The organism is Saccharothrix sp. ST-888, assembly GCF_000955975.1.
In the GTDB taxonomy this organism is placed as follows: domain Bacteria; phylum Actinomycetota; class Actinomycetes; order Streptomycetales; family Streptomycetaceae; genus Kitasatospora.
The window spans coordinates 13,968-28,405 of the sequence record NZ_JYJF01000010.1 but is presented as its reverse complement, the minus strand read 5'-3'; the positions used below and the strand labels follow the sequence as shown (position 1 = coordinate 28,405).

Annotated in this window: 13 protein-coding genes; 8 read left to right on the top strand and 5 right to left on the bottom strand. The window is 70.7% G+C overall.

What is annotated here, in order from left to right; all coding sequences use genetic code 11:
• Positions 1–36: 36 nt before the first annotated feature.
• Complete coding sequence (gene tkt, locus UK12_RS06450; protein ID WP_045300553.1) at positions 37–2,136, bottom strand: transketolase; 2,100 nt, start codon at positions 2,134–2,136, stop codon at positions 37–39.
• A gap of 437 nt (positions 2,137–2,573) precedes the next feature.
• Between tkt and UK12_RS06445 the strand changes: the two genes are divergently transcribed.
• The gene (locus UK12_RS06445) at positions 2,574–3,518 is read left to right on the top strand and encodes a heme o synthase (RefSeq protein ID WP_063838216.1); all 945 of its coding nucleotides are present in this window, start codon (positions 2,574–2,576) and stop codon (positions 3,516–3,518) included.
• A gap of 190 nt (positions 3,519–3,708) precedes the next feature.
• Entirely contained in the window at positions 3,709–4,047 is a 339-nt protein-coding gene (locus tag UK12_RS06440; protein WP_045300551.1) for a hypothetical protein, read from the top strand.
• 110 nt (positions 4,048–4,157) lie between these two features.
• On the opposite strand, the gene UK12_RS06435 is transcribed toward UK12_RS06440, so the two are convergent.
• The 4 genes from UK12_RS06435 to UK12_RS06420 all read right to left on the bottom strand — a co-directional run bounded on the left by UK12_RS06435 (position 4,158) and on the right by UK12_RS06420 (position 8,333).
• The gene (locus tag UK12_RS06435) at positions 4,158–5,126 is read right to left on the bottom strand and encodes a COX15/CtaA family protein (protein WP_045300549.1); all 969 of its coding nucleotides are present in this window, start codon (positions 5,124–5,126) and stop codon (positions 4,158–4,160) included.
• Positions 5,127–5,789: 663 nt separating this feature from the next.
• A complete protein-coding gene (locus tag UK12_RS06430) occupies positions 5,790–6,431 on the bottom strand; it encodes a DUF2461 domain-containing protein (RefSeq protein ID WP_045300547.1) in 642 nt (213 codons plus the stop codon).
• Positions 6,432–6,642: 211 nt separating this feature from the next.
• Entirely contained in the window at positions 6,643–7,410 is a 768-nt protein-coding gene (locus UK12_RS06425) for an ABC transporter permease (protein ID WP_045300545.1), read from the bottom strand.
• Positions 7,407–8,333 carry an ABC transporter ATP-binding protein gene (locus UK12_RS06420; protein ID WP_045300543.1) on the bottom strand — a complete coding sequence of 309 codons (927 nt, stop codon included), beginning with the start codon at positions 8,331–8,333 and terminating at the stop codon, positions 7,407–7,409. The genes UK12_RS06425 and UK12_RS06420 overlap by 4 nt, the downstream gene beginning before the upstream one ends.
• 164 nt (positions 8,334–8,497) lie before the next feature.
• Here UK12_RS06420 and UK12_RS06415 point away from each other — a divergent pair, with 164 nt between their 5' ends.
• The 6 genes from UK12_RS06415 to UK12_RS06390 are packed head-to-tail and all read left to right on the top strand — an operon-like array spanning position 8,498 to position 14,422.
• Complete coding sequence (locus UK12_RS06415) at positions 8,498–9,355, top strand: helix-turn-helix transcriptional regulator (RefSeq protein ID WP_045300541.1); 858 nt, start codon at positions 8,498–8,500, stop codon at positions 9,353–9,355.
• On the top strand, positions 9,352–10,767 hold the full coding sequence (gene sufB / locus UK12_RS06410) for a Fe-S cluster assembly protein SufB (RefSeq protein ID WP_045300539.1): 1,416 nt from the start codon (positions 9,352–9,354) through the stop codon (positions 10,765–10,767). Before UK12_RS06415 ends, sufB begins: the two co-directional genes overlap by 4 nt.
• Positions 10,768–10,824: 57 nt before the next feature.
• The gene (gene sufD, locus UK12_RS06405) at positions 10,825–12,069 is read left to right on the top strand and encodes a Fe-S cluster assembly protein SufD (RefSeq protein WP_045300537.1); all 1,245 of its coding nucleotides are present in this window, start codon (positions 10,825–10,827) and stop codon (positions 12,067–12,069) included.
• Positions 12,066–12,383 (top strand): non-heme iron oxygenase ferredoxin subunit, encoded by a 318-nt coding sequence (locus UK12_RS06400; RefSeq protein WP_045300535.1) that lies wholly within the window; start codon positions 12,066–12,068, stop codon positions 12,381–12,383. The genes sufD and UK12_RS06400 overlap by 4 nt, the downstream gene beginning before the upstream one ends.
• Positions 12,384–12,389: 6 nt before the next feature.
• Complete coding sequence (sufC, locus tag UK12_RS06395; protein WP_045300533.1) at positions 12,390–13,154, top strand: Fe-S cluster assembly ATPase SufC; 765 nt, start codon at positions 12,390–12,392, stop codon at positions 13,152–13,154.
• On the top strand, positions 13,151–14,422 hold the full coding sequence (locus tag UK12_RS06390) for a cysteine desulfurase (RefSeq protein ID WP_045300531.1): 1,272 nt from the start codon (positions 13,151–13,153) through the stop codon (positions 14,420–14,422). The genes sufC and UK12_RS06390 overlap by 4 nt, the downstream gene beginning before the upstream one ends.
• Positions 14,423–14,438: the final 16 nt, after the last annotated feature.

Here is a 14,438-nt window from a genome sequence, read left to right as displayed (position 1 = left end):
CCGATGTGCGGTCGGCTGCCCCGGCCCAGGTGCCTCTTAGCGGGAGACGGCCTCGACCGTGCGGAGCGAGGCGCGGGCGGCGTTGGCAACGGCGTCGGCGGTCAGGCCGAACTCGTTGAACAGCACCTTGTAGTCGGCGGAGGCGCCGTAGTGGTCCAGGCTGATGATCCGTCCGGCGTCGCCGACCAGCTCGCGCCAGCCCTGGGCGATGCCGGCCTCGACCGAGACCCGGGCCCGGACGTTCGGCGGCAGCACGCTGTCGCGGTACGCCTGGTCCTGCTCGTTGAACCACTCGATCGAGGGCATGGACACCACGCGGGTGGCGATGCCGTCGGCCTCCAGGGCCTCGCGCGCCTGGACGGCGAGCTGGACCTCGGAGCCGGTGCCGATCAGGATCACCTGCGGGGCGCTGGTGGACGCCTCGGCCAGCACGTAACCGCCCTTGGCGGCGCCGTCGGCCGAGTGGAAGACCTCGCGGTCGAAGGTCGGCACGCCCTGGCGGGTGAGCGCCAGGCCGACCGGGCCGGGGCGGCTGGCGTGCCGCTCGGTGATGGCGCGCCAGACGACCGCCGTCTCGTTGGCGTCGGCCGGGCGGACCACCGACAGGCCGGGGATGGCGCGCAGCGCGGCCAGGTGCTCGACCGGCTGGTGGGTCGGGCCGTCCTCGCCGAGGCCGATCGAGTCGTGCGTCCAGACGTAGGTGACCGGGAGCTTCATCAGCGAGGCGAGGCGGACGGCCGGGCGCATGTAGTCGGAGAACACCAGGAAGGTGCCGCCGTAGACCCGGGTGTTGCCGTGCAGCGCGATGCCGTTCATGGTCGAGCCCATGGCGTGCTCGCGGATGCCGAAGTGGATCGTCCGGCCGTAGGGGCTGGCGGACTTCAGCCCGTTGCCCTCGGGCAGGAAGGAGCTGTCCTCGTCGATGGTGGTGAGGTTGGACTCCGCGAGGTCGGCCGAGCCGCCCCACAGCTCCGGGATCACCGCGCCGAGCGCCTTGAGGGTGTCGCCGCTGGCCTTGCGGGTGGCGACGTCCTTGCCGGCCGGGAAGACCGGGACGGCCTTCTCCCAGCCGTCGGGGAGCTCGCCGGCGGTGATCCGGTCGAACTCGGCGGCGCGCTCCGGGTTGGCCTCGCGCCAGGCGTGGAAGCCCTTCTCCCACTCGTGGCGCTTCGCCTTGCCGCGCTGGACCACCTCGCGGGCGTGGTTGACGACCGCCTCGGAGACCTCGAAGTGCTTCTGCGGGTCGAAGCCCAGCACCTTCTTGGTGGCGGCGATCTCGGCCTCGCCGAGTGCCGAGCCGTGCGCCTTGGCGGTGTCCTGGGCGTTCGGGGCCGGCCAGGCGATGATGGTGCGCATCGCGATCATCGAGGGACGGCCGGTCTCGGCGCGGGCCGCGTCCAGCGCGGTCGCCAGGGCCTGCACTTCGATGTCGCCGTCGGCCTTCGGCGTGACCCGCTGGACGTGCCAGCCGTACGCCTCGTAGCGGGCCAGGACGTCCTCGGAGAAGGCGGTCTCGGTGTCGCCCTCGATCGAGATGTGGTTGTCGTCGTACAGCGCGACCAGGTTGCCCAGCTTCTGGTGGCCCGCCAGCGAGGACGCCTCGGCGGAGATGCCCTCCTCCAGGTCGCCGTCGGAGACGATGGCCCAGATGGTGTGGTCGAACGGGGACTCGCCCGCCGGGGTCTCGGGGTCGAACAGACCGCGCTCGTAACGGGCGGCCATCGCCATGCCCACCGCGTTGGCGATGCCCTGGCCCAGCGGGCCGGTGGTGGTCTCGACGCCGGCGGTGTGGCCGTGCTCCGGGTGCCCCGGGGTGCGGCTGCCCGCGACGCGGAAGGCCTTGAGGTCGTCCAGCGACAGCCCGTAGCCCGAGAGGTACAGCTGGGTGTACAGCGTCAGCGAGGTGTGCCCGGGCGAGAGCACGAAGCGGTCGCGGCCGACCCAGGAGGGGTCGGTGGGGTCGTGGCGCAGGAAACGCTGGAAGATCAGGTACGCCGCGGGGGCCAGCGACATGGCCGTCCCCGGGTGGCCGTTGCCCACCTTCTGGACGGCGTCCATGGCCAGGACCCGGGCGGTGTCGACCGTCCGCTGGTCCAGGTCGGTCCACTCGAATGTGTTCGTCGGCGTGGTGCTCACCCTGAGTCAGGGCTCCTTCCATAAATGAAGAGTGACCCCGTGAGGGACCGGTCGGCCACGTCATTGTGGGCCTGACGTTATTTAGGTGCCGGTCACGGAGGGTTGATCCCGCTTCTCTGTGCGAGCCTACCGCCAGAGCGGGCCTCACCCTGCGTGCCGGGACAACCAGGAGTTCGTGGCCGCGATTCCCGGAGGAGGCCGCACACACCTTGTCCTACCCTGACCCGGATCGGTCGGCTTTGCGCGTCCACAGGACAAGACGGGCGAGCGGGCGGTTTGCGGGGGTTCACCCGGCGGTGTGCGCGTGCGCCTCGCCGGGGTACCCCGAGGCCGGTGCGGAGATATGGAGCGTCTAAGGTGGCGTGGTACGCGCAGCGCGGTCGTGACGGCAACCAAGCGGTCCCAAGGGCGCCTGTGAAGATTCATCTTGAGTTGGGGTGTTCGTGACCGCCGTCGAGAGCCGCCCTGCCGGGGCGGTCGGGGCGAGCCCTGCGCGCCGGCCGTTCGGGGCCCGCGTAGGGGCATTCGTCGCACTGACCAAGCCTCGGATCATCGAGCTGCTGCTGATGAGCACCGTCCCGGTGATGTTCCTGGCGCAGCGTGGGGTGCCCAACCTGCTGCTGGTCCTGTATGTCGTGGTCGGCGGCTATCTGTCGGCCGGTGGCGCCAACGCGCTCAACATGTACATCGACCGCGACATCGACGCGGTGATGTCCCGGACCGAGCGCCGCCCGATCGTCACCGGGATGGTGTCGCCGCGCGAGGCGCTGGTCTTCGGCATCGCGCTGGCGGTCGGCTCCACGCTCTTCCTCGGACTGCTGGTGAACTGGCTGTCCGCCGGGCTGGCGCTGTCCGCTCTGCTGTTCTACGTCTTCGTCTACACGCTCGGCCTGAAGCGGCGCACCACCCAGAACATCGTCTGGGGCGGTATCGCGGGCTGCATGCCGGTCTTCGTCGGCTGGGCGGCGGTGACCGACTCGCTGTCCTGGTCGGCGCTGGTGCTCTTCCTGGTGATCTTCTTCTGGACGCCGCCGCACTACTGGCCGCTCTCGATGAAGGTCCGTGAGGACTACGAGCGGGCCGGGGTGCCGATGCTCCCGGTGCTCAAGGGCAACCTGGCGGTGGCCAGGCAGATCGTCATCTACTCCTGGGTGATGGTGGCCGTCTCGCTGGCCCTGTGGCCGCTGGCGCACACCACGCTGCTCTACCCGGTCGCGGCGGTGGTGCTCGGTGCCTTCTGGCTCAAGGAGGCGCACGGCCTGTACGCCCGGGCCAAGGCCGGGATCGTGGGAGCGGCGCTGAAGGAGATGCGGCTCTTCCACTGGTCCATCACCTATCTCTCACTACTCTTCGTAGTCGTCGCGGTGGATCCGTTCCTCTGATCGACCCTCCGGAAAGGCCCGACCTGCCCAGGTCGGGCTTTTCTGTGTCAGATGGCCGGAGGTTCTCCGTCAGATGCCGCCGGTGCCGCCGGTGCCGCCGGGGGTGTCGGCGGGAGGACGGTGGGGCGTGTGGCCCGCCGCACACGGCGCTCCCGTCGCCAGTCCGACTACCGGTCGGTAGCATGCGGGCATGAGCAGCGCAGAGACCGTCACCACCGCCCCGCAGGACGCGCGCGCCGAGCGCCGCGCCAAGCGCATCGCCAAGCACATCGACAGCTTCGCCCGGCAGCACGGCGGCAGCGCCGAGGGCGTGGTCGAGTACGTCGGCCGGACCGCCACCCGGATCGTCCTGGTCGGCGCGGACGGCGCGTGGGGCGACCAGGTCGCCCCGACCTACGCCATCGGCCGCCGGGCCGCCGAACTGTCCGGGCTGACGCTGCACGACAGCTTCGAGGGCGAGCTGGGGCTCAAGGTGAAGACCGGCGCGTACGAGTGGAAGCGGATGGCCGGGATCCAGCTCGGCGGCTGAAGCTCCCCCGCCGGGAAGCCCGGCAGAGCACACAGGGGCGCGGGGACCTGCGCGAAAGCGCGGTCCCCGCGCCCCTGGCGCGTCTCTTCTGCTCTTCGTGCTCTTCTTGCTCAGGCGGCCTGGAGGGTCTTCTCGGCCGGGGCGGCCGGGACCGGCTCGCCGGCGCGGGTGCGCAGGGCGAGCGGGACGCGCAGGACGGCGGCCCACACCAGGGCGGCGCCCAGCATGTGCAGGCCGACCATGACCTCGGGTGCGTCGGTGAAGTACTGGACGAAGCCGAGCAGGCCCTGGGCGAGCAGCAGGACCAGCAGCTCGCGGACCCGGGTGCGGGCCGCCGGCGGAGCCTTCACCGCGGCGAAGACGAACACCGTGGCGATCACCAGGCCGACCGAGAGGAACACCAGGTCGGCATGGGCCTGGACGAGCCGGTCGTAGTCGATCGGGATCCGGTCCACCGGCTTGCCGCCGTCGCTGGAGGAGCCCGGGTGGTGGCCGGCTCCCGTCACCACCGTGCCGACCAGCACCAGCAGGCCGATCACCGCCACCATCGCCTGGGAGAGCCGCACCAGCGGCTGGGAGGCCAGCTGCTGCGGGGCGCCGTCGCCCTCCTTGCCGCGCTCCCACATCAGCAGGGCGACCCAGACCAGTCCCATCGCGGCGACCATGTGGACCGCGACGATGTACGGGTTGAGGCCGGTCAGCACGGTGATGCCGCCGATCACGGCGTTGCTCATCACCAGCCAGAACTGGGCCCAGCCGAGCCTGGTGAGGCTGCGCCGCCACGGGCGGTGGCAGCGGGCGGCCAGGGTGGCCCAGGCGATCGCCGCGCACAGCACGTAGGTGAGCATCCGGTTGGTGAACTCGATGATGCCGTGCACGCCCATCTGGGGCGTCGGCGTCAGGCTCTCGCCGGTGCAGCGTGGCCAGGTGGTGCAGCCGAGGCCGGAGGCGGTCAGCCGGACGGCGCCGCCGGTGAGCACGATCACTACGCTCATCACCAGCGCGGCGAGCGCGGCCCGGCGAACGGTCTCGGCGGACGGCTGCCAGCGGTCGGCGAGGAGGGAGGAGGGGGTACGCACCCGTTCATCCTAGGTCGGCTTATGCCGGATCTTGGTGCGGGGCCGCACCTGGCGGCGCGGGCCGATCCGGGCCGCGGCCGGACCGGGGCGGGGCGCCGAGGTGATGCACGGCAACGGTGCCCACGCCGGGGAGCAGGTAGGCTCTGGGCGTCCGGAGGCGCGTACCGGGGCGGCCCCTGCGGGCTCGTCCCCGATCGACTTCGCGGCCGGGTTCGCCGACACGTGCGTGCTGCCTCGGCCGCGCCGACCTCGGCCGCCCCTCCGCCAGCGCCACGGTCACGGCCGAAGACAGCGGAGGCGGCAGCCGATCACCCTCCCCGACGGCGGGCCGCAGGGCCCGGTGACGTGCCCGGGCGACGTGCATGCACACCGCCCGGTCACGTTCTCTGTTGTCGCAGGTGCCGGAGTCCCTTGCTGCGGTGGGCTGTTGGCCCACGGACATTCGGAGTCCGACGGGGTGGCACCGTGCGCCCGGACCGGTAGAGCGCCCCACCGCAGGCCCTGGCTCCGGGTGGTCGGAACTGTCAACGCCCGTCCATGGCAAGGTCGTTCGGGAGGGAACACGGGCATGGCGGGACAGCGGCGGATGCGGCACGGCGGGACCGTTGGCGCTGGCGGACTGCTGTTCGCCACCCGCCGCCGGTCGCGCCGCCACTGACCGAACTACCGCTCGGGGAGCTCGCTCGGGCCGACGTGGTGGTCGAGCCAGTCCTTCAGGGGCCGGGAGGCGCGCAGGAAGGCGGTGATCCGCTCGACGGCGGTGCGGGTGCCGAGCCAGGCGGCCGGTTCCCACTCCTGCCAGGCGACCAGGCCCTTGTAGCGGAGGAGTTCGATCCGGGGGTGGTCCTTCGGGTAGCCGCGCGGCGCGGTCTTCAGGGCGTCCCGGCCGTGCACGCCGGGGCCGGCCTGCTCGACCTCGGCGATGACGCGTTCCAGTTCGGCGCCGGTGATGTCCTCGGCAACGGCGGTGCGGTAGCGGGCCAGCTGGTCGGAGGCGAGCTGGTACATGCCGTTGCCGCAGGCCAGGCCGTCGGCGGAGAGCTGGATGTAGCCGCCGGCGCGCAGGTATCCGCCGATGTGGGTCTTGTACGGCGACTTGTCGGCGCTGAACCGGACGTCGCGGTTGGGCCGGAAGATCTTGCCGGGGCCGAACTCGTCCTCCAGCTCGTCCAGCAGATCGGCCATCGGGGCGCGGACGTGCTCCTCGTACGTGGGGCGGTGCGCGTCCCAGAAGGTCCTGGAGTTGTCGGCTTCCAGGTGCTCGTAGAACTCGAGCGCCTCGGCCGGCCAGCCATGAAAGGTCACGTACCCACGATAGAGAAGAGCGAGCGCATCCAGGGCACTCGGATCACCACTCAGCGGCGTGGGGAACTGCGCGGGGCGGAAGGCACGGGGCCGCACCTCAACCCGATCGAGCGAGTTGCACGTGCAACTGTCCGATCGGGTTCAGCTGCGCGAAGTGCCCTTCCGATTCGCGCAGTTCCCCGCGCCCCTGACTGGTCACCCCTCGACGGTGCTACTCCCAGCGGAAGAAGCGGGCCGCCGCGCCGAGGCCCAGGACGGCCCAGACGGCGAGGATGCCCAGGTCGGACCAGGGGATGCCGGAGCCGTACTGGAGGACCGAGCGCAGGCCGTCGGAGAGGGCGCTGATCGGGAGCAGCTCCAGGGCCGACCGGACGGCGGACGGGAACTTGCTGAGCGGGACCACCACGCCGCCCGCCAGCAGCAGCAGGATGAACACCAGGTTGGCCGCGGCCAGCGTGGCCTCCGCCCGCAGGGTGCCCGCCATCAGCAGGCCGAGGCCGGAGAAGGCGGCGGTGCCCAGCACCAGCAGGCCGGCCACGGCCAGCGGGTTGCCGTGCGGGGACCAGCCGAGGGCGAGGGCGATCGCCGAGAGGAGCAGGACCTGGAGGATCTCGGTGATCAGGACGCAGCCGGTCTTGGCGGTCAGCAGTGCCCAGCGCGGCAGCGGGGAGGCGCCGAGCCGCTTGAGGACGCCGTAGCGGCGCTCGAAGCCGGTGCCGATGGCCTGGCCGGTGAAGGCGGTGGACATCACGGCGAGGGCCAGCAGGCCGGGTGCCAGGAAGTCCACCCGTCTGCCGGGTCCGTCCACCGAGACCACGTCCACGGCGCTGAACAGCACCAGCAGCACGGTCGGGATCACCACGGTGAGCAGCAGCTGTTCGCCGTTGCGCAGCAGCATCTTCGTCTCGAAGGCGGTCTGCGCCAGCAGCATCCGGCCGACCGGTGCGGCGCCCGGGGCGGGGGAGTAGGAGGTGGTCATGAGCGCAGGTCCCGTCCGGTCAGGTCGAGGAAGACGTCTTCGAGGCTGCGCAGCTGCACCGTGAGCCGTTCGGGGGCGGCACCGGCCAGGGCGCACCATTCGGTGATGGCCGAGAGCACCTCGGGGCCGAGCTTGGCCTCGACCCGGTAGCGGCCGGGGCTGATCTCGTCGGCCGCGACGCCCTCCGGCAGGAGTTTGCGCAGGGCGGCGAGGTCGAGCCCGGCGGGAGCCTCGAAGCGCAGGCTGCTCTCGCCCTCGGGGCCGCGGAGCTCCGCCGGGCTGCCGGTGGCGATCACCCGGCCGCGGTCGACGACGGCGACCTGGTCGGCGAGCTCCTCGGCCTCGTCCATGTGGTGGGTGGTGACGATCACGGTCACGCCGTCGCGCTTCAGTTCGCGGACCAGGTCCCAGGTGGCGCGCCGGGCCTGCGGGTCGAGCCCGGCGGTGGGCTCGTCCAGGAAGACCAGTTCGGGGCGGCCGACCACGGCCATCGCCAGCGCCAGGCGCTGCTGCTGGCCGCCGGAGAGGCGGCGGTAGCTGGTGCGGCCGCAGGAGCCGAGGCCCAGGCGCTCGACCAGGGCGTCCACGTCCAGCGGATCGGCGTGCAGCCTGGCGGTGTGCCGCAGCATCTCGACGGCGCGGGCGCCCGCGTAGACGCCGCCGGCCTGGAGCATCACGCCGACCCTGGGGCGCAGCTGCCGGGCGTCGGCGATCGGGTCGAGGCCGAGCACGCGGACGGCGCCGGCGTCGGGGCGGCGGTAGCCCTCGCAGGTCTCGATGGTGGTGGTCTTGCCCGCGCCGTTGGGGCCGAGCACGGCGGTGATCGCGCCGCGCGGGACGGTCAGGTCGAGGCCGTCCACGGCGGTCTTGTCGCCGTACCGCTTGACCAGCCCGGTCACCGCGACAGCCGGTTCGTTCTGCATACCGGCGAGTGTAAGAGGACCGCCGGAGGCGGCCCGACACCGCGTGCCGTGATCGTTTTCGCAGGTCAGGTAAGGCTTGCCTGCGTGATGGATGCCATGGATGAGGCGTGGATCACGGCTTGTCTCCGAGGAAGGAATTACGCAACAATCGTGTTGTGAAAAACATGCGCGAGCAGGTTGATCAGCAGGAGGCCGAGTCGGCCCCCGGCTGTGCCGTGCCCGCGACGGCGACCGAGGTCCTGCTGGACGGCCACCGCGCCACCCGGGACCGGGTGGCCCGGTCGATCCTCGACCACGGGCCCTCCTCCGCCGCCGACCTGGCCAGCCGGCTTCAGCTGACCACCGCGGCCGTCCGCCGCCACCTCGACGGGCTGCTCGCCACCGGTCTGGTCGAATCCCGCGAACAGCGGGTCTACGGCAACCGGGGCCGGGGCCGCCCCGCCAAGGTGTTCGTCCTCACCGAGTCCGGCCGGGACGCCTTCTACCAGGCGTACGACCAGCTGGCCGCCGACGCCCTGCGCTGGATCTCCGACGCGGTGGGCGGCGGAAAGGCCGGCGAGGAGGCGGTCGCCGCCTTCGCCCGCGCCCGGTTCGGCAAGCAGGGCCAGAAGTACCTCACCGTGCTCGGCCAGGCCGGGCCCGAGGAGCGCACCGAGGCTCTCGCCCAGGCGCTGAGTGCCGACGGGTACGCTGCCACCGTGCGGCGAGTGCCGTCCCCCGCTGCCGCGAAGGCTCCGGCGGGAGCCCAGCTCTGCCAGCACCACTGCCCGGTCGCGCACATCGCCGAGCAGTTCCCCCAGCTCTGCGAGGCGGAGACCGAGGTCTTCTCCCAGTTGCTGGGCACCCACGTGCAACGGCTGGCCACCATCGCCCACGGCGACGGGGTCTGCACCACCTATGTGCCGGCACCCGGTGCCGCATCGTCGCCCGGCCCACGCCAGGCGCCCGATGCCGTGCCGACTGCCGGTACGTCTACGTCTACCGATCAGAATTCAGCGTCCGCGCGGAGGAACCTCGCATGACTGACACCGTTTCGCACCCGGAGCTCGAGGGCCTGGGCACCTACGAGTACGGCTGGGCGGACCCGGATGTCGCGGGTGCCGAAGCCAAGCGTGGGCTCAGCGAGGACGTCGTCCGGGACATCTCGGCGAAGAAGTCCGAGTCCGAGTGGATGCTCAACCTGCGGCTCAAGGGCCTGAAGCTGTTCGGCAAGAAGCCCATGCCGACTTGGGGCTCCGACCTGTCCGGCATCGACTTCGACAACATCAAGTACTTCGTCCGCTCGACCGAGAAGCAGGCCGAGTCCTGGGAGGACCTGCCCGCGGACATCAAGGCGACGTACGACAAGCTGGGCATCCCGGAGGCGGAGAAGCAGCGCCTGGTCGCCGGTGTCGCCGCGCAGTACGAGTCCGAGGTCGTCTACCACCAGATCCGCGAGGACCTGGAGGAGCAGGGCGTCATCTTCCTGGACACCGACACCGCGCTGAAGGAGCACCCGGAGCTCTTCAAGGAGTACTTCGGCACCGTCATCCCGGCCGGTGACAACAAGTTCGCCGCGCTGAACACGGCCGTGTGGTCCGGCGGTTCGTTCATCTACGTGCCGAAGGGCGTGCGCGTCGACATCCCGCTGCAGGCCTACTTCCGGATCAACACCGAGAACATGGGCCAGTTCGAGCGGACGCTGATCATCGTCGACGAGGACGCCTACGTCCACTACGTCGAGGGCTGCACCGCGCCGATCTACTCCTCGGACTCGCTGCACAGCGCCGTGGTCGAGATCATCGTCAAGAAGGGCGGCCGCTGCCGCTACACGACCATCCAGAACTGGTCGAACAACGTCTACAACCTGGTCACCAAGCGCGCCGTGGCGTACGAGGGCGCGACCATGGAGTGGGTCGACGGCAACATCGGCTCCAAGGTCACCATGAAGTACCCGGCCGTCTACCTGATGGGCGAGCACGCCAAGGGCGAGACCCTGTCGATCGCGTTCGCGGGCGAGGGCCAGCACCAGGACGCCGGCGCCAAGATGGTCCACATGGCGCCGAACACCTCCTCCAACATCGTCTCCAAGTCGGTGGCGCGCGGCGGTGGCCGGACTTCGTACCGCGGTCTGATCGAGATCGGCGAGGGCTCCAAGGGCGCCAAGTCCAACGTGCTCTGCGACGCGCTGCTGGTCGACACCGTCTCCCGCTCGGACACCTACCCGTACGTGGACGTCCGCGAGGACGACGTGTCGATGGGCCACGAGGCGACCGTCTCCAAGGTCAGCGAGGACCAGCTCTTCTACCTGATGAGCCGCGGCATGACCGAGTTCGAGGCGATGGCGATGATCGTCCGCGGTTTCGTCGAGCCGATCGCCCGTGAGCTGCCGATGGAGTACGCGCTGGAGCTCAACCGGCTGATCGAGCTGCAGATGGAGGGTTCGGTCGGCTGACGCCCGGCCGCACGCCGTCCATCCACACTTTTGAGGAAGAGAGCACTACGAACAGCCATGGCTGACGTTCAGAACACCTCCGGTGCCACCACCGCCGGTTCGATCGAGGTCGGGACCACCGGAGCCGGTGACAAGCTGGCCGGTCCCGGCACGGGTCGGGCCACCGTCCAGCAGCCGATCGACGCCCGCGTCGCGGTCAAGCCCTCGTTCGACGTGAACGACTTCCCGCTGCCGACCGGCCGCGAGGAGGACTGGCGCTTCACCCCGATGCACCGCCTGGGCGGGCTGCACGACGGCACCGCTGCCGCCGCCGCGCGGGCCGGCGAGGGCACCGACAAGATCGAGCTGGCCCTGCCGGACGGCGTCACCGCCGAGACCGTCGGCCGCGACGACGCCCGCCTGGGCAAGGCCGGTACGCCGGTGGACCGGGTCGCCGCGCAGGCGTTCAGCGCCTTCGCACAGGCGCTGGTCGTCACCGTCCCCAAGGAGACGGTGCTCACCGAGCCGGTGAAGATCGACGTGCACGGCGAGGGCGGCGTCCGCTTCGCGCACGTGGTGATCGAGGTCAAGCCGTTCGCCGAGGCCGTCGTGGTGCTGAACCACACCGGTAGCGGCACCCGCGCCGCCAACGTCGAGCTGCTGGTCGGCGACGGCGCCAAGCTCACCTTCGTCTCCGTCCAGGACTGGGAGCGCGACGCGGTGTACACCGCCCAGCAGTCCGCCCTGGTCGGCCGGGACGCCTCGCTCAAGTCCGTGGTCGTCACCTTCGGCGGCGACCTGGTCCGGATCCACCCCCGGGTGCGCTACGCGGGCCCCGGCGGCGAGGCCGAGCTCTTCGGCCTGTACTTCGCCGACGCCGGCCAGCACCTGGAGCACCGCCTGATCATCGACCACGACACCCCGCACTGCCGGTCCAACGTGGTCTACAAGGGTGCTCTGCAGGGCCAGGACGCGCACGCGGTCTGGGTCGGCGACGTGCTGATCCGCGCCGCCGCCGAGGGCACCGACACCTACGAGCACAACCGCAACCTGGTGCTCACCGACGGTGCCCGGGTCGACTCGATCCCGAACCTGGAGATCGAGACCGGCGAGATCGTCGGCGCCGGGCACGCCTCGGCCACCGGCCGCTTCGACGACGAGCAGCTCTTCTACCTGCAGGCCCGCGGCATCCCGGCGGACGAGGCCCGCCGCCTGGTGGTGCGCGGCTTCTTCGCCGAACTGGTCCAGCAGATCGGCGTCGCCGAGATCCAGGACCACCTGATGGAGAAGATCGAGGCCGAGCTGGAAGCGGCGGTCGGATGAGCTTCCTGCGCGCCTGCTCGCTGAGTGACCTCCACGAGGACGTGCCCAAGCGCGTCGAGCTCAACGGCGTGCCGGTGGCCCTCGTCTTCACCGAGGGCGAGGTGTTCGCGATCAACGACATCTGCTCGCACGCGAACGTCTCGCTCTCGGAGGGCGAGGTCGAGGACTGCATGATCGAGTGCTGGCTGCACGGCTCCAGCTTCGACCTGCGTTCCGGCAAGCCGTCCGGGCTGCCCGCCACCAAGCCGGTCGCCGTCTACCCCGTAAAGATCGAAGGGGACGATGTGCTCGTCTCCGTCAACCAGGAGTCCTGAGTACACATGGCAACGCTTGAAATCCGTGACCTGCACGTCTCCGTCGACGCCGAGGGCGGCCCGCGCGAGATCCTGCGCGGCGTCGACCTGACCGTGAAGCAGGGCGAGACCCACGCCATCATGGGCCCGAACGGCTCCGGCAAGTCCACCCTGGCCTACTCGCTGGCCGGCCACCCCAAGTACACCGTCACCAGCGGCTCGGTCCTGCTGGACGGCGAGAACGTGCTGGAGATGTCCGTCGACGAGCGCTCCCGGGCCGGCGTCTTCCTGGCGATGCAGTACCCGGTCGAGGTCCCGGGTGTCTCGGTCTCCAACTTCCTGCGCACCGCCGCCACCGCCGTCCGCGGCGAGGCCCCCAAACTGCGTACCTGGGTGAAGGAGGTCAAGGAGGCGATGGCCGCCCTCCAGATGGACCCGGCCTTCGCCGAGCGCAACGTCAACGAGGGCTTCTCCGGTGGCGAGAAGAAGCGCCACGAGATCCTCCAGCTGGAGCTGCTCAAGCCGAAGATCGCGATCCTCGACGAGACCGACTCCGGCCTGGACGTCGACGCGCTGCGGATCGTCTCCGAAGGCATCAACCGGGTCCGCTCCACCGGCGAGGTCGGCACCCTGCTGGTCACCCACTACACCCGCATCCTGCGGTACATCCAGCCCGACTACGTCCACGTCTTCGCGGGCGGCCGCATCGTCGAGTCCGGCGGCGCCGAGCTCGCCGACAAGCTGGAGAACGAGGGCTACGAGGCTTACGTGAAGGGCGGCGCTTCCGAGTGACAACCCATACCGGCTCGGCGCTGACCGGGCTGCTCGACACCGATGCGATCCGCAAGGACTTCCCGGTCCTGCAGCGGGTGCTGCACGACGGCAAGCCCCTGGTGTACCTGGACAACGCGGCGACCTCGCAGAAGCCCCGCCAGGTGCTGGAGGCCCTCACCGCGTACTACGAGCGGCACAACGCCAACGTGCACCGCGGTGTGCACGTGCTGGCCGAAGAGGCCACGGCGCTGTACGAGGGTGCCAGGGACAAGGTCGCGGCCTTCATCAACGCGCCGAGCCGGGACGAGGTGATCTTCACCAAGAACGCCTCGGAGTCCCTCAACCTCGTTGCGAACATGCTGGGTTGGGCCGACGAGCCGTACCGGGTGGACGCGGACGCCGAGATCGTCATCACGGAGATGGAGCACCACTCCAACATCGTTCCGTGGCAGCTGCTCTCGCAGCGCACCGGCGCGAAGCTGAAGTGGTTCGGGCTGACCGACGAGGGCCGGCTCGACCTCTCCAACATCGACGAGCTGATCACCGAGAAGACCAAGGTGGTCTCCTTCACCCTGGTCTCCAACCTGCTGGGCACGGTCAACCCGGTCGAGACCATCGTCCGCAAGGCCCAGTCGGTCGGTGCGCTGGTGCTCATCGACGCCTCGCAGGCCGCCCCGCACATGGTGCTGGACGTCCAGGCGCTGGAGGCCGACTTCGTCGCCTTCACCGGGCACAAGATGCTGGCCCCGACCGGCATCGGCGTGCTCTGGGGCCGTCAGGAGCTGCTGGAGGACCTGCCCCCGTTCCTCGGCGGCGGCGAGATGATCGAGACCGTCACCATGGGCTCGTCCACCTACGCCCCCGCGCCGCACAAGTTCGAGGCGGGCACCCCGCCGATCGCCCAGGCGGTCGGCCTCGGTGCGGCCGTGGACTACCTGTCGAACATCGGCATGGACAAGATCGCCGCGCATGAGCACGCGATCACCGAGTACGCGGTCGAGCGCCTGCTGGAGATCCCCGACCTGCGGATCATCGGCCCCCGTACGGCCGTCGACCGCGGTGCCGCGATCTCCTTCACCCTCGGCGACATCCACCCGCACGACGTGGGCCAGGTGCTGGACGAGCAGGGCATCGCCGTGCGCGTCGGCCACCACTGCGCGCGGCCGGTGTGCCTGCGGTACGGAATTCCGGCGACCACCCGAGCGTCGTTCTATCTGTACTCGACGCCGGCGGAGGTCGACGCGCTGATCGCCGGCCTGCACCACGTCCGCAACTTCTTCGGCTGAGGGCTGGATTCACCGA

Bases quoted from the DNA above. Each gene is read 5' to 3' on its own strand.
- sufC (WP_045300533.1), top strand. From the start codon at position 12,390: ATGGCAACGCTTGAAATCCGTGACCTGCACGTCTCCGTCGACGCCGAG.
- UK12_RS06420 (WP_045300543.1), bottom strand. From the start codon at position 8,333: ATGCAGAACGAACCGGCTGTCGCGGTGACCGGGCTGGTCAAGCGGTAC.
- UK12_RS06415 (WP_045300541.1), top strand. From the start codon at position 8,498: ATGCGCGAGCAGGTTGATCAGCAGGAGGCCGAGTCGGCCCCCGGCTGT.
- sufD (WP_045300537.1), top strand. From the start codon at position 10,825: ATGGCTGACGTTCAGAACACCTCCGGTGCCACCACCGCCGGTTCGATC.
- UK12_RS06425 (WP_045300545.1), bottom strand. From the start codon at position 7,410: ATGACCACCTCCTACTCCCCCGCCCCGGGCGCCGCACCGGTCGGCCGG.
- UK12_RS06400 (WP_045300535.1), top strand. From the start codon at position 12,066: ATGAGCTTCCTGCGCGCCTGCTCGCTGAGTGACCTCCACGAGGACGTG.
- UK12_RS06440 (WP_045300551.1), top strand. From the start codon at position 3,709: ATGAGCAGCGCAGAGACCGTCACCACCGCCCCGCAGGACGCGCGCGCC.
- sufB (WP_045300539.1), top strand. From the start codon at position 9,352: ATGACTGACACCGTTTCGCACCCGGAGCTCGAGGGCCTGGGCACCTAC.